Genomic DNA, 19,684 nt, shown 5'->3' on the forward strand with positions numbered 1-19,684 from the left:
TTTTCATCATGCTCCCGCGCGCTCCGAACGATATTGGACATGAAAAGTGCCAAGTACCGAAGAAAGGCGGGAACTCCTTGGTCCCTTAGCCGCTTCAGCGGGATCAGTGGGGATCTTCCGGGCATGGCACCTAGTTCGACGTTACGCGGCCTTGTTACGCGCACGGCAATGGCGATCGTCCTGGCCGGCGGCCGCGGCAGCCGGCTGATGGAGATGACCGATAGTCGCGCCAAGCCCGCCGTCTATTTCGGCGGCAAGACCCGCATCATCGACTTCGCCCTGTCGAACGCGCTGAACTCCGGCATCCCGCGTATCGGCGTGGCGACCCAGTACAAGGCGCACAGCCTGATCCGCCATCTGCAGCATGGCTGGAGCTTTTTCCGGCCCGAGCGGAACGAAAGCTTCGACATCCTGCCCGCCAGCCAGCGCGTGTCGGAAGAGAACTGGTATCTCGGCACCGCCGACGCCGTGTACCAGAACATGGACATCATCCGCAGCTACGCGCCCAAATACCTGGTCGTGCTGGCTGGCGACCATGTCTACAAGCAGGATTATGGCGTGATGCTGGAGGAGCATTGCGAAAGCGGCGCCACCGTCACCGTCGGCTGTGTCGAGGTGCCGCGGCACGAGGCCAGCGGCTTCGGCGTGATGCATGTCGACGATAAGGATCGCATCCTGCAGTTCCTCGAAAAGCCGGCCGATCCCCCCGCCATGCCCGGCCATCCCGATCTGGCGCTCGCCAGTATGGGCATCTATGTGTTCGACACCGAATTCCTATTCGACATTCTGCACAGCGACGCCTCCGATCCGGATTCGGCGCATGATTTCGGGCACAACATCATCCCCAAGCTGGTGAAGGGCGGCGGCGCGCGCGCGCATCATTTCAGCAGGTCGGCGCTGCGTTCCGGCCCACATGCCGAGCCCTATTGGCGCGACGTCGGTACGCTCGACGCCTATTTCGCCGCCAATATCGACCTGACCACGGCGGATCCCGACCTGGACCTATACGATCGCGAATGGCCCATCTGGACCTATTCGGAGATGACGGCGCCGTGCAAGTTCGTCCATGACGACGATGGCCGCCGCGGCGAGGCGATCTCCTCGCTGGTCTCGGGCGACTGCATCGTCTCCGGCGCGACCATCCGCAACTCGCTGCTGTTCACCGGCGTGCGCGCCAACAGCTATGGCCAGATCGAGAATGCGGTGATCCTGCCGCGCGTCAACATCGGCCGGTCCGTGCGGCTGAAGAACGTCATCATCGAACGCGGCGTGAAGATCCCGGACGGTCTGGTGGTGGGCGAGGATCCGGAGGTCGATGCCCGCCGCTTCCGCCGCACCGAAAAGGGCATCTGCCTGATCACGTCCAAGATGATCGCGGACCTGGAACGCTGATGCCGATCCGGCTGCTGTCGGTCGCGTCCGAAGTTTTCCCGCTCGTCAAGACCGGCGGCCTGGCCGATGTGGTCGGTGCGCTCCCGGCCGCGCTCGCCGCCGAGGGGATCGAGACGCTGACGCTGGTGCCCGGCTATCCGGCGGTCCGCGCGGCGCTGCAGGGCGGCGCGGTGGTGCACGAATATGGCGCGCTGTTCGGCCAGCCTGCCCGGCTGGTCCGCGGGCAGGCGGCGGGGCTCGACCTGCTGATGCTCGACGCGCCGGGGTTCTTCGATCGGCCGGGCAACCCCTATCTCGGCCCCGACGGGCTGGATTGGCCGGACAATGCGCTCCGCTTCGCCGCGCTCGCTCGCGCCGGTGCCGATTGCGCGGCCGGCCATATCCCGGGCGTCCGGCCCGACATCGTCCAGGCGCATGACTGGCAGGCCGCGCTAATCCCGGTCTACCAGTATTTCGATGTATCGGGCGCGCGGGTGCCGGTGGCGCTGACCATCCACAATCTTGCGTTCCAGGGCATCTTCCCCGCCCATCTGCTCGGCACGATCGGCCTGCCGGCGGAAGCGTTCGCAGTGGACGGCGTCGAATATTACGGCCAGCTCGGCTATCTGAAGGGCGGCATCTATTTCGCCGATCAGGTCACTACCGTCTCGCCCACCTATGCCGACGAGATCCGCACGCCGGCGCACGGCATGGGGCTGGACGGCCTGCTCGACAGCCGGGCCCACGCGCTGGCCGGCATCCTCAACGGCATCGACGTCGAGGTGTGGAACCCGACCACCGACGACGCGCTCGCCGCGCGGTTCGATGCCGCCCATGTCGCCGCCCGCGCCGAGAACAAACGCGCGGTACAGCAGCGCTTCGGCCTGGCGCCGGACCCGGACGCGCTGCTGATCGGCGTGGTGAGCCGGCTGACGGCGCAGAAGGGCCTGGACCTGCTGCTCGCCGCGCTTGCCGACTTTCCGCGCCTCAATGCCCAGCTCGCGCTGCTCGGGAGCGGCGACAAGCCGCTGGAGCAGGGCTTTGACAGTGCCGCCGAAGATTCCGACCGGATCGGCTGTATCCTCGGCTATGACGAGGCGCTGGCCCATCTGGTGCAGGGCGGCGCGGACGCGATCCTCGTCCCCTCCCGGTTCGAGCCATGCGGCCTCACCCAGCTTTGCGCGCTGCGGTATGGCGCAGTGCCGCTGGTCGCGCGGGTGGGCGGACTGAGCGACACGGTGATCGACGCGAGCCCGATGGCGCTCCATCAAGGCTTTGCCACCGGCGTGCAATTCCCCCCGGATTCGCTACCCGCCCTGCGCAGCGGCCTGGCCCGGGCCGCCGCACTCTATCGCGATGGCGACGCCTGGAGCCGGCTTCAGGCCAATGGCATGGCGAGCGACGTGTCGTGGCGCGGCCCGGCCCGCCAATATGCCACGCTGTTCCGCCGCCTGATCGGGGACTCCGGAAGCCGCTGATCCGGTATCAGGCCGCGGGATCGGCCTTTTTGGTGGTGCGACGCTTGGGCGCGGGCTTCTCGGTCGCGGGTGTCTCGGCGGCAGTGCGCTTGCGGCGCTTGGGGGCAGCCTCGGTCGCGGCGCCATCCTCGGCGACGGGTGTCTGGGCCACCGCGTTCTGAGCCGAGCCATGTTCCTCGTCGATCTCGCGATTGGCCTGGTGCCAATGCTCGTCGTGGCGCCCGTGCGGCTCGCCTTCCCGCTGCCAGATAGCGTGCGCCCGCTCCCGTACCTTGTGCTCGCGATCGTCGCTCATCCGGCGGCTCCCTGTTGCCTGTCCGACCCTAAACTCGCGGGCGGCCATAGCGCTGCACGACAGGCGGATTTTCCCCGCCCTGCGAAGCGCTTGTCACAGTGCTACACCCGTGCGGCCGGCAAGATCCACGACATATTGCCACGCCACCCGGCTGGAGCGGCTGCCGCGTCGCGTCGCGTCGTCCAGCCCACCGCCTCCTGCCTCATCGGGCGCCAGCCGTTTGCGTCCGCTTTCAGGAAGCTCGACTGGCTCATTCAATGTCCGGCTTTGGGCGCTGAGCTGCCGGCGCTAACGTTTCGAGGCATTGGGCTGCGCCGGACAGTTGAACGCAGAAAAGCTTACCTTTTCGAATGATCGCCCTGCCGTTGCATCAACGGATTTCTCTCGCAGCCCTATTCTCTTATGTCGCACATTACGTAAGCCTAGATAGCGGCCTCGGGAAGAAGGGCATTGATGCTTTGGGATAGCTCTGAACTCCGAAACGGCTTGGTCAGCCGAGGCAAGTCAGGTGCGATCCCTTCAACATCTGCGTAGCCGGAGACGACGAGGACAGGAAGTTGAGGGATCATACGCTGTGCTCTATGCGCCAGTTCAGTGCCGCTGATCCCAGGCATCAAGTGATCAGTTACAAGGATGTCTGGCATCGTGCCCGATTGGAGCAGAGCGAGCGCTTCCTCACCTGACCCAACCTCGATAACTTCGAAGCCGAAGTCCGAGAGCATATCGCTGGTGCTCATCCGGACAAGGTCTTCGTCGTCGACCAAGAGCGCAACTCCTCGACCAACCCGCGTCTCCACAGAATGACGAACCGGGTCCTGATCTTGGATCGGAGCTGCGCTGATCGGCAACCATAGCGTCACAGCTGTTCCCTGTCCCGGTGCGCTTTCGACGGTCAAACCCCCGCCGAGCTGAGCAGTGAGGCCGTGCACCATGGAGAGTCCGAGACCCGTGCCTTTTCCGATGCCCTTCGTGGAGAAGAAGGGCTCCACAGCGCGGCTTAGCGTTTCCTCGTCCATGCCGTTGCCCGTGTCGCGGACGGAGAGCCGTACATAGTGGCCTGCTTTCAACCCGGCCGAGTGCCCTCCGCGGACGCTCTCTCTGGCGGCTGCGATTGTGAGTTGCCCGCCCGCCGGCATTGCATCCCGAGCGTTCACCGCCAGGTTCAGCAGTGCCATCTCGAGCTGGTTAGGGTCGGCGTTCGCCGGCGGCAGTTCGGGATCGAGTTCGACGCGTACATCGATTGTCGGACCTACAGTCGACTCAATAAGTCCTGCCATTTCACCTATAAGAGTGACTAGGTCCACCGCCGTCGATTGCAGCGGCTGGCGTCGAGCGAAGGCAAGGAGCCGCTGCACTAGCGTCTTTGCTCGCTCTGCCGATTGTAGCGCGCCGTCGATCAATCGACGCTCACGCTCGCTGCCGAGTCCCTTTCGCACCAACAGATCAAGCGAGCCGATGATCGGCGTCAGCAGATTGTTGAAGTCGTGAGCAACACCTCCTGTAAGACTGCCCATTGCCTCCATTTTCTGGCTCTGCCGCAAAGCCTCCTGTGCGGCCTCCAACTCAGCCTCCTTTGCTTTGGCGAGGCTTAGGTCGCGACCGACAGCGATGAAGTTGACACCATCAGGTTCAGGGGCGACCGTCCACTCAATTGGCTTCCATTCGCCTGTAGCCGTGGCGATCCGGTTCTCAAACCGCGCTGGGCACCGCGTCTCGCTCATCTGCTGGATTGCTTCGAGCGTCGGAGGAACGTCCTCAGGATGCATGAAGGTCGCGTAATCGCGCGTGAGCAACTCCCTTTCACTCCACCCCAGCACGCGCTGCCAGGCCGGGCTAACGGCTGACATCATCCCGCTATAGTCGGCACGCGCCAGCATATCCTGCGACAGGTTCCAGATACGGTCCCTCTCTGCGGCACGGATTGAGACCTGCTCCTCCAGAGTTTCGTTCAGTTTTTTGAGGGCTGCCTCAGCAGTCTTACGGTCGTGAATGTCGACAGAAGCACCGAACCATCGGACGATTTCTCCCGTGCTGTTGTCGCGATATGGCTCGCCGCGGACGAGGAACCAGCGATACTCCCCCGAGGCTGACCGAATCCGATGTTCGACGAGGAACGTCGTACCCGTTCTACGAGCCTCATCGAAGGCAGCCATCGTCACCGCGACATCGTCAGGATGGACGTGCTTCGCCGCCACGCCGCCGGCGGTACTCGGATGATAATCCGAGCCAGTGAAGTCGGACCAGTGCTTGTTGAAGAATTCCGTGCGTCCGTCTGCGTCCGTGATCCAGACGATCTGCGGCACAGCGTCGGCCATGAGGCGGAATTGCGCTTCACTGGCGCGAAGTGCGGTCTCGGCTAATTTACGATTATGAATGTCGATCGAGCTGCCGACCCAGGTCGTGATGGATCCCGTTTGGTCCCGAATGGGCTCAGCTCGAGCCACGTACCACCGATATTCGCCGTCGTGCCGTCGGTACCGAACCTCTGTTTCGTACAGCGTCCCTCCTGCCCGGGCGTCCGACCAGGCTGCGGAGGTGAGTTCCTGATCATCAGGGTGAAGCATCGTGATCCAACCGTTTGGAAGTGCCTCAGCTTCCGTCTGGCCAGTGTACTCGTACCAGCGGCTGTTGAAGTAGGTAAGGTCACCATCAGGATCTGCGAACCACACGAACGTGGGTAGCGCGTCTGTCAGCCGACGGAGACTGGCCTCGCTCTCTCGTTGCCGGTCCTCCGCCGTTCGCCTCTCATGGATGTCGATGACAGAGCCGACATATCCCAGGTAGGAACCATCGTCTCCAAAACGGGGAGAGGCTGCGTCCAGCGCCCAGCGATAGCTTCCATCTGCGCATTGCAGGCGGTACTCAACCCGGAACCCGGACCGCGCACCGTTGGCTTCGCGGAACACCCTCTCCGCCTCCTCACGATCGTCAGGATGAGTTGCATCCAGCCAGCCGAACCCCTCGGCCTCTCCAGGGGACTGGCCCGTCCATTCGTACCAAGCGCGATTCAAATAGGTGCAGTATCCACTCTCATCGGTGACCCACATCATCACCGGCGCGTGGTCAGCCATGTTGCGGAAGCGGGATTCGCTCTCTTGTACTGCGCGTTCGGCTCGGACCCGACCGGTGGTTTCCGTGCAGGCACAGAACATACCGGCGATCTCCCCTGCGTCACCGTAGGCGGGAGAGTAGGAGAAGGTGAACCAGGTCTGCTCGTCGAACCCTTGACGGTGCATCAGCAGCGGGAGGTCCTGACGATAGGTTGCCTCTCCCGCCATGGCGGCATCGATGAGGGGTGAGATATCCGGCCAGATTTCAGCCCATATATCCTGGAACCTCTCCCCGAGCGCGGCAGGGTGTTTGTTGGCCAGGATCTCCGCGTAAGCGTCGTTGTCGAGAAAGCCGAGATCCGGTCCCCAAGCTACGAACATGGGAAATTTGGACGACAGCATCAGGCCAACCACTGCTCTGAGAGCCTGAGGCCAGGTGTCCGGCTCTCCCAATGGTGACGCAGACCAATCTCGATGGCGAATAAGGCGGGCGATTTCGCCATCATGATCAAGGAAGCGGAGGTGGCTGGGCGCAGCGGGAAGGCTCATAGAATCCTTGTTTGTAGGTGCTTCGCTGCACTCACAAGCTCAAACAAGCGAAACGTCGTACCTATCCGAAACGGCTGATCCTCAAGCGCTTTCCACCCGCTCGCACTCGCCGCCGGCTCGATCGGCCTAATCCGTTGAGGTCTGCTTCTGGGAACGAGGATCGCTCTGCTGAATGGCAGAAATTGGGCGCGCACCTGCCTGGCGTCCCGAACCCCCGCCCCGCGGTCGTTACCGCCCCAAAGTCGGTCATTCCTGTCGGCGCTCGTATCGCCCGAAAACGGCCTGGAGACGGACGTTAGCCGATCAGTGGGAGGGCACCCGACTTGCTAGCATTACAGTTGCATTTTGGGCTTGAGATGGGCGCGTCTGGCGGCGGCTTGATGCGCGCGTCGCCAGCATGACCATGCAATGATGTAGGCGGGCTTGATACGGCGCTGGGCAAGCCTGTTGGCGACGCGTCGGACTTCCTGGATGGGCCAGCGGATCAGATCCTGGTGATCCGTATCCTCGGTCTTTTTGGGGGCACCATGTCGTTGGCGCGGTATCGGATTACCGCCATCATCGCGAAGGCGAGCATGACGAGAGAGACGTGGCGATGCCAGCCATGCCACGACCGGGTTTCGTTATGGTCGAGGCCGAGTTCGTTCTTGGCGGTCTCGAAGCTGTCTTCGATCGCCCAGCGATGGCCTTCGACGGCGACGAGGGTCTCGATGCCCGTGCCGGCCGGACACCAGGTCGTGAAGAAGGCGAGATCACCGTCGCTGATATTGCGGCGGATCAGAAGGCCGCGGGTCCAAAGTCCTGATCGGGTCTCATCATATTCGTCCGCGTCGAGATCGGCGAGTTCGCAGTAAGCCCAGTCATGGAGCCGGGCGCCTTTGGTGCCGTCCCCAGCGGAAAGACGCTGCCATACCTCTGGTTCAAGGTCTTGTGCGATCTCCCCGGCGGCGCCGGCGACCGGAGGCTTTTTACCCCAGGAGCTGAAGTGGTGGTCCGATTTAACGCCCAGAACATAGCCTTTGCAGGCGCGGCGTAGCGCCTGTTCGACATCGCCGACGCCATACACCGCGTCCGCTGCGCCCAGGAGAACGGCACTTCGGCTGCCAGCGCACGCCGGATCATTTGAACCGCGAGCGCCGGCTTGGTCGCGAAGGCTACAGCTGCAGGGACATGGGCCGCGACAAGCCGTGCGGGATCACTGGTCCAGTTTTTGGGCAAGTACAAAGCTCGATCGATAAAGGCGTGGCCGCGAGCGGATACATAGGCAGCGAATACACCGATCTGACAGTTCGTTATCTTGCCGGCCGAACCCGTGTATTGACGCGCGACGCCGCACGACGCCTTGCCCTGTTTGAGAAACCCTGTCTCATCGATCACCAGAACCGCTGCATCTGTGGCGAGATGCTCGACAACATAATCCCGCACGATGTCGCGCAGCCCGTCTGCTTCCCAGCACCCACGGCCCAAAATGGCCTGTTGCCGCCATGGCCCCGGATCACCGGCCGCCTCCGCGCGCATCCAACCGGTCTTGCGCCGCTCGTCACCCAGCAACCCATCCAGGAACAGGTTCGCCGACGCGGCAACTCGTTCTTGCGTGAACAGACCCCGCATACGGCCCTTCACCTCGCGTAACGAGGAAGCCCATAGCTCCAACGTCGTCTCGATCGATGCACCCGTCATCCACGGACTCCTTGCCATGGAGACCTATTGATTCAGAGTTCATCACAATGTGCAACTGTAATGCTAGGGCTGGGACCCATAAACCGGATTCCCGCGGCGTGAGAAATGTGATTCACCCTCCTCGTTGATGTGGAGGGTGATTTGCCGGGAGAGTTCTGGCTGAGCGACGAGCAGTGGGAGCGGCTGCGGCCGCTGTTGCCCAACAAGCCGCGAGGTGTACCGCGGGTTGATGACCGCCGGGTGATCAGCGGCATCGTTCATGTGCTGCAGGCGGGCTGCCGTTGGAAGGACGCATCGAGCGCCTATGGTCCGTACAAGACTCTGTACAACCGGCATAAGCGTTGGTCGGAAAAGGGCGTCTGGCAGACGGTTTTTGAAGCGTTGGCTGCTGCCGGTGGACCACCGGCTGAGGTCCTGATCGACAGCACGCATGTGAAAGCCCATCGGTCGGCAGCTGGCGGAAAAGGGGGGCGCATGCCCAGGCGATCGGCATCAGCCGCGGCGGACGCAACACCAAGATCCACGCCATCGCCGACGCCCAAGGCAAGCCGCTCGCCTTCCACCTGACGCCGGGTCAGGCCGCAGACTGTCGAGCGGCCGAAGCGTTGCTGGGCAGCCTGCCGGTCCGGTGCATCGTCCATGCGGACCGCGCATATGACACCAACCGCATCCGCGACCTGATTGAACAACAGGGTGCCGTTCCCAACATCCCGCCCAAGGCCAATCGACGCTGGAGAAGCTGCTTCAGCCGCAGCCTCTACAGGGGACGCAACGCCATTGAGCGCATGTTCTGCCGCCTCAAGGACTGCCGACGCCTCGCCACGCGCTATGACCGTACAGCCGCCGTCTTCCTCGGCAGCATCCACCTCGCCGCCAGCGTCATGTGGTTTTTGTGAGTCCCAGCCCTAGTCCATTTGTCGAAAGGTCGTTGGAGCACGTTATGATACCGTCGTTGCAAAGGTCTGCTGCCACTCACCTCGCCAATCGTAGAGCGCCGCCGTCGTAGCATATTCACGTAGATACGAGAGTTTGCCATCGCTTATCGTGGCGATGGTTGCCCCGTCAAACCGCTTTTCCTCACCACGCCACCTGTAGTGGAAAGCCCATTCGGCAGTTTCACCCTCACCTGAGGTTCGTAGATCGCGGATCGTCCAGTCGATCACGCAGCCGTCCTCAGCCAGCCATCTCGATACCCATTGCGCTACACAATCGTGCCCGCGATAGATCGGTCCGAAGCTCTCAATGACGACGCAATCCGGAGCAAGCGTCGCGAGTATCGCGGCCACGTCGTGCGCCCGCCAGGCAGCGATATACTGCTCAAGTTGCATCATCAATGTGATCTCCTTCCTGTGGGTCTCTCCCTTATAAGGCTCCCTGCCCGCGTGCACGAGGCCAGCTTGAACGGCAGCTATCCCCGCCTCGGCTCCCGCAAGCTGCCGGTCTGCTTTCCACCCCTTTTCAGCCGATCAGCGCCGCGCCTGAGCCAAGAGCTGCCGTTCCGCTTCCCCTCGCCGCTCGCGACCAACATACGCCGTCCGCCTCATCGCTACCAACCGGCCGATCCTGGAAGAAGCAGCCTTCGTTGAAGCGCGCGGATCGGGCGTTGCGAACGAACTTCCAAGCTACTCCAGGCATCTGATTGAAAGCCCTAGCATCATCAGCGGTCAACACTGGGGGTGACGTGGACCTTATGTGGCTTGCGTGGTCTTGGTGAATGCCTCGACGAGCGCGTCGAATGTAAACCGGTAGCGGCTGCCGTTGCGCAGGTCCTCGTGCATCACGATCCATACCGGCAGGGGCAGATCGAATGCGTCCGCCAGCACGCGGCAAAGATCCGAGTCGCGCCTGGCAACCGCTGTCTGGCAGATACCGATGCCGAACCCCGCGCGAATGGCTTCGAACTGGGCCGCCGCGCCATCGACGCGCAGGGCGAACATTGAGCGATCGATCCCCGGCAAATGGCGCATGCCCGCCCGGGTGAACGGTGTCTCGGTGTCGAAGCCGATCAGATCGTGGTTGCGCAGATCCTCGAGCCGGCGGGGCACGCCTCTTCGCTCGAGATAGATGCGGTGTGCGTGGAAGCCGAGGCGAACAGCGCCTACGCTCCGGGCCACTAGCGACTTCTGCTCGGGTTGCGCCATCCGGATCGCGATGTCCGCTTGGCGTTGCAGCAGGTCGTCCAGGTCATCCGTCAACGCCAGCTCGAAGTGCAGCCTGGGCTGCGCGCGCCGAAGGTCCGTGACGATCGCTGGCAGATGGTGCGTCCCCACCGCCTGACTGGCAGTGATGCGTACCGTGCCCTCCGGCAGTCCCGGCGCGCCTTCCGCAGATCTGCGAAGCGCTTCCGCAGCGGCGACAAGGGCTTCTGCGTGCGGCCGCAAGGCCAATGCGTGATCGGTGGCGGACAGGCCCCGCTGCGAACGGACGAACAGCTTGGCACCGGTCGACTGCTCCAGTGCATCGATATGGCGGGCGATGCTGGGCTGGGTCATGCCTAGCGCGCGCGATGCAGCCGAAAGTGAGCCATGCTGCAGCACCGCAGCGAAGCTGCGGTAGACATCCCAACTCGGCTCCTTATTCATCTATTTCCGTATAGCATATGCACGTAATGCCGCAATTCTCGTTTATGCGCAACGGCGTCATTCTGCCTCCAGACAAGCAAGGAGGCGAACGATGAAGAAGACAGCATTGGTGCTAGGTGCGACGGGTGGAGTCGGCGGTGCCGCGATGCGTCGCCTGATCACAGACGGTTGGGCGGTCCGGGCGCTGACCCGCCGTGCCGATGTCGAGCTCCCGGAGGGATGTGAGGCGGTCACGGGCGACGCGATGCATGCAGCCACGGTCGCAGCCGCTGCAGAGGGCGCCTCGGTCATCGTCCATGCGGTCAACCCGCCGGGTTATCGCGACTGGGATCGCTTGGTCCTGCCTATGCTCGACAACACGATCCGTGCCGCGTCCGCCAGCGGCGCCCGCATTGTCCTGCCAGGGACGGTCTATAACTACGGGCCCAACGCGTTCCCGAACATTGCCGAGGATGCACCGCAGACGCCGAAGACGCGGAAGGGCCTCATCCGCGTGGAGATGGAGCAGCGGCTCCGTACCGCCGCACAACAGGGGCGGTGCAGCGCGCTCATCGTGCGGGCGGGCGACTTTTTCGGTCCCGGCGCGGCCAACAACTGGTTCGGGCAGGGCCTGGTGACGCCCGGGGCGCGACCCAAGGTGATCCGCAACCCGGGCACGCGCGGCGTCGGCCATCAATGGGCCTACCTGCCCGACGTCGCCGAAACCATGGTCCGACTGCTGGAGCGTGCGGATCTTCCGGCCTTCGAGTCGTTCCACATGGAGGGGCATTGGGACCGTGACGGGCGCCAGATGGTGCAGGCCATCGCGCGCGCGCTCGGAGATCCCGTTGTGCCGATCCGCCCGTTGCCCTGGTGGCTGCTTCGCATCGCCGCGCTGGTAGCGACCACGCCGCGCGAGATGATGGAGATGCGCTATCTCTGGCGGAAGCCGATCCGCATGACCAACGCGCGGCTCGTGGCGACGCTGGGCGGAGAGCCCCGGACGCCGCTCCTCGAAGCGGTGCGCGCCACGCTGACCGATCTGCAATGCGTCTGAGGCCGCCACGGGCGTGGCGACCTGCGGCGAGCCCGTGCCGTCACGCCTGCCCTCGACCGACGCCCCTTCAATCTGCAAAGGGCAACGCTATGCAGCTGTTAGCGCCGATACTTTTTGTTCTGATCTGGTCCACCGGCTTCATCGTGGCGCGGGCGACGACGCCCTATGCGAGCGCGGAACTCGTGCTCACGGCCCGGCTCGTCCTTGCCGCGGCGCTGCTGGGCGTCGCCGCGGTACTGGCAGGTCAGCGACTGCCGCGAGGGCGGCGGCTGGCGCTGCACCTTGCGGCGGGTGGCCTGCTGAACGGTGTGTATCTGGGCGCGAGTTGGTGGGCGATCGGTGCGGGTATGCCTGCCGGCGTGATGGCGCTCCTCGGATCGCTTCAGCCACTTGTCGTGGCGCTGGGTTCGTTCGTGTTGCTGGGCGAGCGCTTGCGCCCGCGCGCGTGGCTTGGGCTGGCGATAGGATTGGCCGGGGTGATGCTGGTGCTGTATCCGCTGCTCGGTCGCAGCAGCGCGCAGCCCATCGCACCTTTGGCCCTGGCCGCTGGGATAGGTGCGATCCTCGCCATGGCTGCCGGCACGATGATCCAGCGCGGCGGGGCGGCACGCGACCCGATGCTCGTCTCCGGCGCGGTCCAGCATATGGCGGGCGCGTTGCTTTGTGCAGCGGCGGCGCTGTTTCTGGGCGAGCATCGTTGGGCCAACGTCCTTCCGCTTTGGCTTGGTCTCAGCTGGTCGGTGCTCGGGCTTTCGGTCGTGGGTGTTTCCCTGCTGGTATGGATGACGCGTGCCCAAGGCGCGACGCGGGTAAGCGCGCTGCTCCTTCTTGTCCCGCCGCTCGCCGCGATCGAAGCTTGGCTGCTTTTTGGCGAGCAGCTCGTTCCGCTCCAATTGCTGGGTTTCGCCGCAGCGCTGGGAGGCGTCGTTCTGGCCCGGAGCCGCCCGGAAGCATGACGGCCGAACGATGCGACCGTGTAACCGGCCTCCGAAATGTTCCGCTAGAAGCCACCGGTCGGCCGCAGCACAGTACGTGCGGATTGCGCTCTTCCAGCATCCTTCCGTGTCGGCTTTCGCCGAGAGCCGTCGTTCGTCGTACCTCACGCTCACGACGGCTTTGTCCCAGAGGCGGTCCTCGAATCTGTCGTGGTCAGATCCCCGAAGGGGTGGCTTTTAGGAATGGCTGCTCGCCACGGGCAAAACTGAGACGGAGCACTTCACGGGGGCGTTGAGCCGTCTTGCGCGGTCTCTGCATCCCGTAAGCACATCCGCATTGTCCTTCGAAAGTCGCTCTGCCTCGGCCAGAGCGCGCGCCTGCGGCGGGTTGGCAACCTCCATGAGTCGCAGGCCCGCGTCCCAGGGCGCCCGACTGAGTATTGCTGCTGCCCGCTCCTCTGGCCAATGCCAGCTCTCGGGCGCGAGCTGAGCGATAACCGGTGGCACAACCGTGCCAAACGCGAAGCCTACCACTAGTGCCAAAGAGGCTGCCCCCGCGATCCACAGCTGCTGCGTCTCTGCGGAGTGGGCCGACGCGATCATTCCCTTCAGTTCTTGGACTATGCCGGCAAGGGCATGGTTAGCGCTGCTCCATGCGCGATGGTCGTCCGCACGCCCCTGCGTGCCAGCCGCCTCGATCTGTCTGGCGACATCCTGCGGCGTCAACGTCATCGCCGGGCGCTTGGCCAGGATGTTGATCGCACCGCACACCTTGTCGTAGCTCTCGCGGATCTTCTCCAAGTCAGGCCCGTAATCGCGCTCATGCAGTTCCTGCTGTCGTGCGGCGAAGCCATCGACCGCAGCGGTGAGCCCAGCAAGCTTGCGCGACATGTCGTTGAACGCCTGCACGGTCTGGTCCGCTTCTGCGGAAGGTTCGTGGATACCCATGGCTACATTCCAATCCCTAAGCCCCGGTCGCGATCGATCGAGAAGGTGAGCTGACGGATGACCGAGCGCGTGCGGGCATCATCGCCGAGCGCCCGGCTGATGCCGCCATTCCGGCTGCCCGGCGTCCATTCGGGCGACCATTGCCGCCCGACCAGCTCGCCGCCACGCCGGCTGAGCGCGGCGCCGAGCGCTGGATCCTTCTCCAGCCCCTTCGCCATCGATCGCATGGCGTTCTCGACACCAGCGCGCTTCTCTTCATTCTCCCACCCGCTCAGCTTGCCCCGACGCGCCTGAAGCTGCTGCCAGGCCTGGACGAACCGGTCTGCGCGCAGCTCGGGGTTGGTGCGCACTTCGGCCTCCAGCTGCATCTGGCGAATGGCATTGGCGGTCCGACCATTGGCGGCTTCGCTGATCAGCCCCGGCGTCCGCTCGAACGCCATGTCGAGATCGTGGGCGGCGTGGGGATGCAGCGCGTTGACCGCGTCGGCGGTGCGCGCAAGCGCCGCCTTTTGAACTTCGAGCGGCGCACGTCCCTGCTCGGTCATGCGGCCAGCATCCTGCACAGCACGCGCATAGCCTTCGACCGCTCGCTCCAGCTTCTGGGTCGCGGATGCCTCGGTCGCAGTCGCCGGCACCGATAGCTTGAGCCCGTCGAAGCGCAGCTTGGTTGGCACCCGCTCGGGCTCTGGAATGGACAGCCGCAACCCGTCGAACATGCCACGCCGCGGTGCGGGTGCAGGCGCGCTACGCTCGGGTTCGACGAGCGGCTCTTTGGCAAGCGTATCGAGAATGCGCGACCGTTCGACGCCGCGCCGCGTGGCGAAGCGCTCGACAGCGGCATCATAGTCGAGGGCATTGTCCTTCGGCCGGTCGCGCGACAACGTACGGGCAAGCTTGCCCTGGTCGGCGAAGTCGTCATGGCCATAATGGAGCTGCACCGCATCGCGGTGCCGCGACAGCGCGACATAAGCAGCGTGCCGATCAAGCCCCGGTGTCGCCAGCACATGGACGCGGTCGACGGTGACGCCCTGCGCTTTGTGGATCGTGGCGGCGTAGCCATGGGTAATGTCGCCATAGTTCTTGTGGTCGAAGGCGACGTGGCGACCATCGTCGAGCCGCACCGCCATGCGGGCGTGATCGACCTGTTCGATGGTGCCGAGACTGCCATTCTTCAAATCCAGGCTGCGTTCGTTGCGCAGGAACATGACCCTGTCCCCGGCCCCGAACAAGCGTTCTCCACGCGTGGTTTCGACAGCAATATCAGCATCTAATGCCCCACTGCGTTTCATCGCATCCCGGGCCAGCGCATTCAGTTCATCGCATTCCTGGTTGGTGTGGGTGAGAATCATGCGCGAGGCCGTCGGATCACTGATCCGCTCGCGATCCCATCGCTCGATCAGCGCCGATCGCGCTTCGACTCGCGTCTCCGAGTCGACGACCATGCCGGCCTCGGCATAGGCCTCCAGCGCCTCGGCAGTGCGCCCGGTTGCAAGCTGCCGCGTCGCCAGCCGCTGCCAGTCTTCGCGCTGCCGGCGAATGTCGGTAATCTCGATGGCGCCATGCCGCTCGGCGACCGAACGGAACGCCGCCCCCGCTTCGATTGCCTGCAGCTGCTCGGGGTCGCCGACAAGCACCACCTTGGCGTGGCGCTTCTCGGCTTCGGCGATCACGCGCTCCATCTGGCGCGACCCGATCATGCCGGCTTCGTCGATGACGAGGATCGACCGGTCGGTGAGCAACTCGCGCCCCCGCTCCCATTGATGCTCCATGCTCGCGATGGTGCGTGACGCGATGCCCGAGCCGCTCTCCAGATTCTCGGCGGCGATCCCGGAAAGCGCCAGCCCCTGCACCTGATAGCCGGCGCTCTCCCATGCTTCGCGCGCGACACCGAGCATCGCCGATTCGCCAGTGCCGGCATAGCCGACGACCACGCCCAGATCCTTGCCGCTGGTGACATGATCGAGGGCACTGCGCTGTTCGCTCGACAGGACCAGCCCGCGCATTTCGGCCCGTGCCACGGCGAGCTTTCGATGCTGCTCGTCCATGCTATACCCACGACTGGCATCGAGCTTCACGGTTGCGCGCTCCAGCCGCGCTTCGATCTCGATCATGTCACGGCTGGTGAAGCGGTCCTCGCCGCGTCCGTCCTTGCCCAGCTTCACCAATTCCGGCGCCGCGCGCACCGCCGCCATCACCTGGTCGAACTGGTCCTTTCCTTCGCTATGGCGATGCACGAACATCGCCAGATCGCGCGTGGTGAAGGTCGCCTGGGTGCGCGTGATCGCGTCGAGCGCGAGTGCCGGATTGGCGAGCAGCTTCTCGCCATTGGCGCGCGCGATCTCGTGATGCTCTTCCAGCCGCTCGGAGGCGAGCCCCTGCTCCGCCATCCGCGCTGCGGCACGGCCGATCTTGTGCTGCGGTTCGAGGCCGATCCCCTGCGTCTCCAGCGAGCGGTGATCGACACGTGCGTCGATATCCAGTTCGGCCAGCCGCACATTGACGTGCCCCGCCCAGCGCTCGCGCCACTTCTCCAGCAGATCGGTGCGGTTCCAGTCACGGTTCTTCTTGCCGAAGCCCTCGGTATCCACCTCGCGCAACGCCAGCATGACATGGGCGTGCGGCTTCGGCTCGCCGTCCGCACCAACATCCCAATGCACATTGAGATCGGCGACCATACCGCGGTCCACGAACTCGGCCTGGACGAAGTCGCGCGCGAGCCGAATGCCCTCGGCCTGGTTCAGCTCGCGCGGGATCGCGAATTCGATCTCGCGGGCAAGCTGCGCGTCCTTGCGCAGTTCGACGGCTTCGACGGCATTCCACAGCTTCTCCCGATCGGCGAGATGCTCGGACGCGTCGTCCGGCAGCAGCACTTCGGAATGCACGACGCCGGCCTTGTTGGAGAAGTCGTGATGCCGATCGAGCCGCTGATCATGGAGCCGCGAAGCGGAGCGATAGGCGGCAGCGGCAAGCGCCGACGATCCGCTGGCGCGGCTGATGATCTTGGCGGAGAAGTGGTAGATCGCCATAGCGACAATCCACTTACACCAAAACAAGCGACGTCGGCACGACGTATAAGCGCGCCCTCAAAAGATTTCATCTTTTTCGCGACGTGATCATCCCAAGATGTTTCACGACACTTGCGCTGATCGATGCAGTTCCTAAATCAACGAACATCACCCATCAACTGCGGAGGTTTCGATGCGCAAACCACGAGACTTCGATTCGGAGCTGAAGGCACTCGACAGCAAGGCACGACAGCTCAAACAGGCCAAGCTCCAGCAGCTCGGCGAACTGGTGGTCGCGAGCGGTGCCGATGCACTACCCGTCGAGCAGCTGGCGGGCGCACTGCTCGCCGCTGTCAGCGCGTCCGACATGATCGCACGGGAGGACTGGCGCCAGCGTGGCGCGGCCTTCCTTCTGCGCCAGGGCAAAGCTCGCGGCGGCGCTCGTTCGCGTGCGGCATCGGCTGCGGCAGCTGACGGCGGCACGGCACCGGCTGGAAGCGCAGCGGGCGCGGAATGACACGCGAGACTGGGTGGTGAAGCGCCGCGAGCGAACGCGCCAGTTGATCGAGCTCGGTGGGTTGGTCGCAAAGGCCGGCCTGGTCGAACTCACCGACGATGATCGCGCCGTATTGTTCGGTGTTATGATCGACGCTGCCGCCGCGCTCAAAGGCGAACAACGGGATCAGGCGCTGACGTTATGGCGAAGACGTGGGCGACGCGCGTTCGAGCAGCTGCGGAATGAGTAATGCCGCCGCATCTTCCAACATATTTTAGCAGACGGAGTAGGCACGCTCCTATAATCCTGTTGTCGGCATTATGCCGCAAAACAAGGAGCAGGGACGCAGAATGTCTGAACAGAGCAGTACCGATCCCGTTGAACTCGCAAGCGACCTCACCATTGCCTGGTTATCGAACCCGAACAATCGCGCGACGATGGACGATGTCTCGACGTTTCTGCGGAAGATGCATGCAGATGTGATTGAACTTTCAGGTGGTGTCGCGAGCGCGGAAGTTGCGAGCGAGGAACCTGCGTCGGAAGAATTCACGCCAGCCGTTTCGGTCCGCAAATCGCTGGCCTCGAAAGATCACATCATTTCGCTGATCGACGGCAAGCCCTATCGGACGCTGCGCCGGCATCTGAGCACGCATGGCCTCACGCCCGAGGAGTATCGCGCGCGCTACAATCTGAAGGCTGATTATCCGATGGTGGCGCCGACCTATTCGGAACAGCGCCGCGCGATGGCGCACAAGATCGGCTTGGGCGCCAAGGGCCGTGCAGCACGCAATGCGCCTGCCGAAGCGCCCGCCCCGAAGCCCGCGCGCAAGCCGCGCGCTAAGGCAGCACCGACTGCCTGAATTCAATCGCGCGCCGAGGCTCCAAGCCTCGGCGCGCGACGATCATGCGGCAGCAGCTTGCTCCAGCGCGGCAATACGCTCTTCGCAGATCACCTGCACCGCCTGTCCCAGCACTTCGACGCGCTCGCCCAGCCACGCCAGTTCCTCGGCGCTGATTCGGTAGTGCTTGGAATAGCGCGCTTTCACATAGGCTTCCTTCAGCTTCTCGAACCGCGAACGGTCGATACGCTGATCACGCGGCCATGCATCGATCAGACGCCGATCGATGCGCTCAGCCTGCGTACGGAGAAAGCCCAGATTATGGGTGTGCGGCGTGTAAAAGGTACAGACCAGTAAAACGCAGTGGTAGAGGCGCTCAGCCGCTTGATGCAGATCGAAAGCGGCGTCTTTTAGGTTGCCGCGCTCTATGTGGAATCGAGCACCGTCAAACCGCTTTTGTGCGCTGGGAAGCCAGTCTTCGAAATACTCCCGCGCCATCGCCAGCGCCTGGGGTGGGGTCTTCGGCTTAGGCTGGTGCAGTTCGGTGGGCTCGCTCTCGTAGAGCGCGATGCCGTCGCGGGCGACGTCCATGAAGAAGTAGCGGCCATGCGCCAGCCCATCGTTCACCTCCTGCAGGGTGTGCACGATGAAGTTCACCGGGGTGCGCAACGTCTTGGTGATCGCCAACTCGCGGTTGAGCCGATCCTCGGCGGTCGCCCAGAACTCGACCCGATCGGTGAGCTTGTCCTTGTTGACGATCACCAACAGGTCGAAATCCGACTGATAACCCTTCGCCGTATGCGGCTCGTCGACCCAACCACCACGCGCATAGCTGCCGTATAGGATGACCTTAAGAATACGCGCCTGCTTCTTCCAATCCGAAGTGGCGATGGCGATCGCGTCGCCAAACTCCTCGAACAGGATCTGGACGACACGCTCCAGCTCGCGCTGCTTGGCTGGGGGCAGATGGTCGAGGCTGGTCCTCATGGATCGATCCTAACGCGCTGATGCCCCGGCGTACACCTCGCCCGGCGCCGCCGGGCGAGGTGTGGCCTCGGCCATGGTCATTTGCCCCGCGAAGCACGGTCGAGCGCGATCAGCACGCGGGCGACGGTCTGTTCAACCTCCGCCACCGTGCAGCCATGCAATTCGGCCGTTTCAACGTAATCCAGATCATCGAACCGCACCGATCCGAAGATTGCCCGATCGCGCTCGGGGAGGGCACGGAAAGCGCGACGCATCCGCCGCAGGCGAAGCCAGCGCATCATTGCCCGGCCTCCCCGCCCAAGGTGAACCCGAGCAGGTAATCGGCCGCCTTGCCGGCAGCGCTTGCCGCCCGGAAGATCGCCTTTTCATCCTCGCGCAGCACCGCCAGCCAGCTGCCGACATAATCGGCGTGCCGCACCGTCGGCCGGATCGC

16 protein-coding genes and 3 pseudogenes are annotated in these 19,684 nt (G+C 64.0%); 8 read left to right on the plus strand and 11 right to left on the minus strand.

The features are described from left to right. Window positions 1-123 precede the first annotated feature (123 nt). Together glgC and glgA are read left to right on the plus strand one after the other, a co-directional pair. On the plus strand, window positions 124-1,392 hold the full coding sequence (gene glgC, locus ACTJKY_RS14495) for a glucose-1-phosphate adenylyltransferase (RefSeq protein ID WP_440846825.1): 1,269 nt from the start codon (window positions 124-126) through the stop codon (window positions 1,390-1,392). Next, window positions 1,392-2,849 (plus strand): glycogen synthase GlgA, encoded by a 1,458-nt coding sequence (gene glgA, locus ACTJKY_RS14500; RefSeq protein ID WP_440846826.1) that lies wholly within the window; start codon window positions 1,392-1,394, stop codon window positions 2,847-2,849. The genes glgC and glgA overlap by 1 nt, the downstream gene beginning before the upstream one ends. 7 nt (window positions 2,850-2,856) lie before the next feature. Here glgA and ACTJKY_RS14505 read toward each other — a convergent pair whose 3' ends face one another. The 4 genes and pseudogenes from ACTJKY_RS14505 to ACTJKY_RS14520 all read right to left on the minus strand — a co-directional run bounded on the left by ACTJKY_RS14505 (window position 2,857) and on the right by ACTJKY_RS14520 (window position 8,441). Continuing rightward, window positions 2,857-3,144, minus strand: a complete 288-nt coding sequence (locus tag ACTJKY_RS14505) for a DUF2934 domain-containing protein (protein WP_440846827.1) — start codon at window positions 3,142-3,144, stop codon at window positions 2,857-2,859. Window positions 3,145-3,237: 93 nt separating this feature from the next. Continuing rightward, a pseudogene (locus tag ACTJKY_RS14510) lies at window positions 3,238-3,321 on the minus strand (ATPase); the annotation flags it as partial. Window positions 3,322-3,566: 245 nt separating this feature from the next. Further along, window positions 3,567-6,743: a PAS domain S-box protein gene (locus tag ACTJKY_RS14515; protein WP_440846828.1), complete on the minus strand. Its 3,177-nt coding sequence runs from the start codon at window positions 6,741-6,743 to the stop codon at window positions 3,567-3,569. Between the two features lie 484 nt (window positions 6,744-7,227). Further along, a pseudogene (locus ACTJKY_RS14520) lies at window positions 7,228-8,441 on the minus strand (IS701 family transposase). A gap of 111 nt (window positions 8,442-8,552) precedes the next feature. Between ACTJKY_RS14520 and ACTJKY_RS14525 the strand changes: the two are divergent. After that, window positions 8,553-9,319 (plus strand): annotated as a pseudogene (locus ACTJKY_RS14525) (IS5 family transposase). Between the two features lie 42 nt (window positions 9,320-9,361). Here the strand turns inward: ACTJKY_RS14525 and ACTJKY_RS14530 are convergent. Continuing rightward, window positions 9,362-9,754, minus strand: coding sequence for a nuclear transport factor 2 family protein (locus ACTJKY_RS14530; RefSeq protein WP_440846829.1), 393 nt, complete (start codon window positions 9,752-9,754; stop codon window positions 9,362-9,364). Window positions 9,755-10,111: 357 nt separating this feature from the next. Next, window positions 10,112-11,005, minus strand: a complete 894-nt coding sequence (locus ACTJKY_RS14535) for a LysR family transcriptional regulator (protein ID WP_440846830.1) — start codon at window positions 11,003-11,005, stop codon at window positions 10,112-10,114. A gap of 91 nt (window positions 11,006-11,096) precedes the next feature. Here ACTJKY_RS14535 and ACTJKY_RS14540 point away from each other — a divergent pair, with 91 nt between their 5' ends. Then, on the plus strand, window positions 11,097-12,041 hold the full coding sequence (locus ACTJKY_RS14540; protein ID WP_440846831.1) for an NAD-dependent epimerase/dehydratase family protein: 945 nt from the start codon (window positions 11,097-11,099) through the stop codon (window positions 12,039-12,041). Window positions 12,042-12,130: 89 nt separating this feature from the next. Beyond that, a complete protein-coding gene (locus tag ACTJKY_RS14545) occupies window positions 12,131-12,997 on the plus strand; it encodes a DMT family transporter (protein WP_440846832.1) in 867 nt (288 codons plus the stop codon). Window positions 12,998-13,213: 216 nt separating this feature from the next. Here the strand turns inward: ACTJKY_RS14545 and ACTJKY_RS14550 are convergent, their stop codons facing one another. Continuing rightward, window positions 13,214-13,924, minus strand: coding sequence for a DUF6118 family protein (locus ACTJKY_RS14550; RefSeq protein WP_440846833.1), 711 nt, complete (start codon window positions 13,922-13,924; stop codon window positions 13,214-13,216). Window positions 13,925-13,926: 2 nt separating this feature from the next. Continuing rightward, window positions 13,927-16,950 (minus strand): Ti-type conjugative transfer relaxase TraA, encoded by a 3,024-nt coding sequence (gene traA / locus ACTJKY_RS14555; RefSeq protein WP_440846834.1) that lies wholly within the window; start codon window positions 16,948-16,950, stop codon window positions 13,927-13,929. A gap of 172 nt (window positions 16,951-17,122) precedes the next feature. Here traA and ACTJKY_RS14560 point away from each other — a divergent pair, with 172 nt between their 5' ends. From ACTJKY_RS14560 to ACTJKY_RS14570, 3 genes are all read left to right on the plus strand, one after another. Further along, entirely contained in the window at window positions 17,123-17,446 is a 324-nt protein-coding gene (locus ACTJKY_RS14560; RefSeq protein WP_440846835.1) for a conjugal transfer protein TraD, read from the plus strand. Between the two features lie 16 nt (window positions 17,447-17,462). Continuing rightward, window positions 17,463-17,675: a conjugal transfer protein TraD gene (locus tag ACTJKY_RS14565; protein WP_440846836.1), complete on the plus strand. Its 213-nt coding sequence runs from the start codon at window positions 17,463-17,465 to the stop codon at window positions 17,673-17,675. A gap of 100 nt (window positions 17,676-17,775) precedes the next feature. Beyond that, window positions 17,776-18,285: a MucR family transcriptional regulator gene (locus ACTJKY_RS14570; protein WP_440846859.1), complete on the plus strand. Its 510-nt coding sequence runs from the start codon at window positions 17,776-17,778 to the stop codon at window positions 18,283-18,285. A 42-nt stretch (window positions 18,286-18,327) separates the two neighbouring features. On the opposite strand, the gene ACTJKY_RS14575 is transcribed toward ACTJKY_RS14570, so the two are convergent. From ACTJKY_RS14575 to ACTJKY_RS14585, 3 genes are all read right to left on the minus strand, one after another. After that, window positions 18,328-19,251, minus strand: coding sequence for a HEPN domain-containing protein (locus tag ACTJKY_RS14575; RefSeq protein WP_440846837.1), 924 nt, complete (start codon window positions 19,249-19,251; stop codon window positions 18,328-18,330). Window positions 19,252-19,328: 77 nt separating this feature from the next. Further along, on the minus strand, window positions 19,329-19,532 hold the full coding sequence (locus ACTJKY_RS14580) for a sigma factor-like helix-turn-helix DNA-binding protein (RefSeq protein WP_440846838.1): 204 nt from the start codon (window positions 19,530-19,532) through the stop codon (window positions 19,329-19,331). Continuing rightward, window positions 19,529-19,684 (minus strand): zincin-like metallopeptidase domain-containing protein (locus ACTJKY_RS14585; protein WP_440846860.1); only part of this gene is annotated, 156 nt, incomplete at its 5' end. The genes ACTJKY_RS14585 and ACTJKY_RS14580, both read right to left, overlap by 4 nt.

The organism is Sphingomonas sp. 22176, from assembly GCF_052045505.1.
In the GTDB taxonomy this organism is placed as follows: Bacteria; Pseudomonadota; Alphaproteobacteria; order Sphingomonadales; family Sphingomonadaceae; genus Sphingomonas.

Bases quoted from the DNA above. Each gene is read 5' to 3' on its own strand.
- ACTJKY_RS14515 (WP_440846828.1), bottom strand. From the start codon at position 6,743: ATGAGCCTTCCCGCTGCGCCCAGCCACCTCCGCTTCCTTGATCATGAT.
- ACTJKY_RS14560 (WP_440846835.1), top strand. From the start codon at position 17,123: ATGCGCAAACCACGAGACTTCGATTCGGAGCTGAAGGCACTCGACAGC.
- glgA (WP_440846826.1), top strand. From the start codon at position 1,392: ATGCCGATCCGGCTGCTGTCGGTCGCGTCCGAAGTTTTCCCGCTCGTC.
- ACTJKY_RS14550 (WP_440846833.1), bottom strand. From the start codon at position 13,924: ATGGGTATCCACGAACCTTCCGCAGAAGCGGACCAGACCGTGCAGGCG.
- ACTJKY_RS14570 (WP_440846859.1), top strand. From the start codon at position 17,776: ATGTCTGAACAGAGCAGTACCGATCCCGTTGAACTCGCAAGCGACCTC.
- ACTJKY_RS14530 (WP_440846829.1), bottom strand. From the start codon at position 9,754: ATGATGCAACTTGAGCAGTATATCGCTGCCTGGCGGGCGCACGACGTG.
- ACTJKY_RS14545 (WP_440846832.1), top strand. From the start codon at position 12,131: ATGCAGCTGTTAGCGCCGATACTTTTTGTTCTGATCTGGTCCACCGGC.
- ACTJKY_RS14535 (WP_440846830.1), bottom strand. From the start codon at position 11,005: ATGAATAAGGAGCCGAGTTGGGATGTCTACCGCAGCTTCGCTGCGGTG.
- ACTJKY_RS14575 (WP_440846837.1), bottom strand. From the start codon at position 19,251: ATGAGGACCAGCCTCGACCATCTGCCCCCAGCCAAGCAGCGCGAGCTG.
- glgC (WP_440846825.1), top strand. From the start codon at position 124: ATGGCACCTAGTTCGACGTTACGCGGCCTTGTTACGCGCACGGCAATG.
- ACTJKY_RS14580 (WP_440846838.1), bottom strand. From the start codon at position 19,532: ATGATGCGCTGGCTTCGCCTGCGGCGGATGCGTCGCGCTTTCCGTGCC.
- ACTJKY_RS14505 (WP_440846827.1), bottom strand. From the start codon at position 3,144: ATGAGCGACGATCGCGAGCACAAGGTACGGGAGCGGGCGCACGCTATC.
- traA (WP_440846834.1), bottom strand. From the start codon at position 16,950: ATGGCGATCTACCACTTCTCCGCCAAGATCATCAGCCGCGCCAGCGGA.
- ACTJKY_RS14540 (WP_440846831.1), top strand. From the start codon at position 11,097: ATGAAGAAGACAGCATTGGTGCTAGGTGCGACGGGTGGAGTCGGCGGT.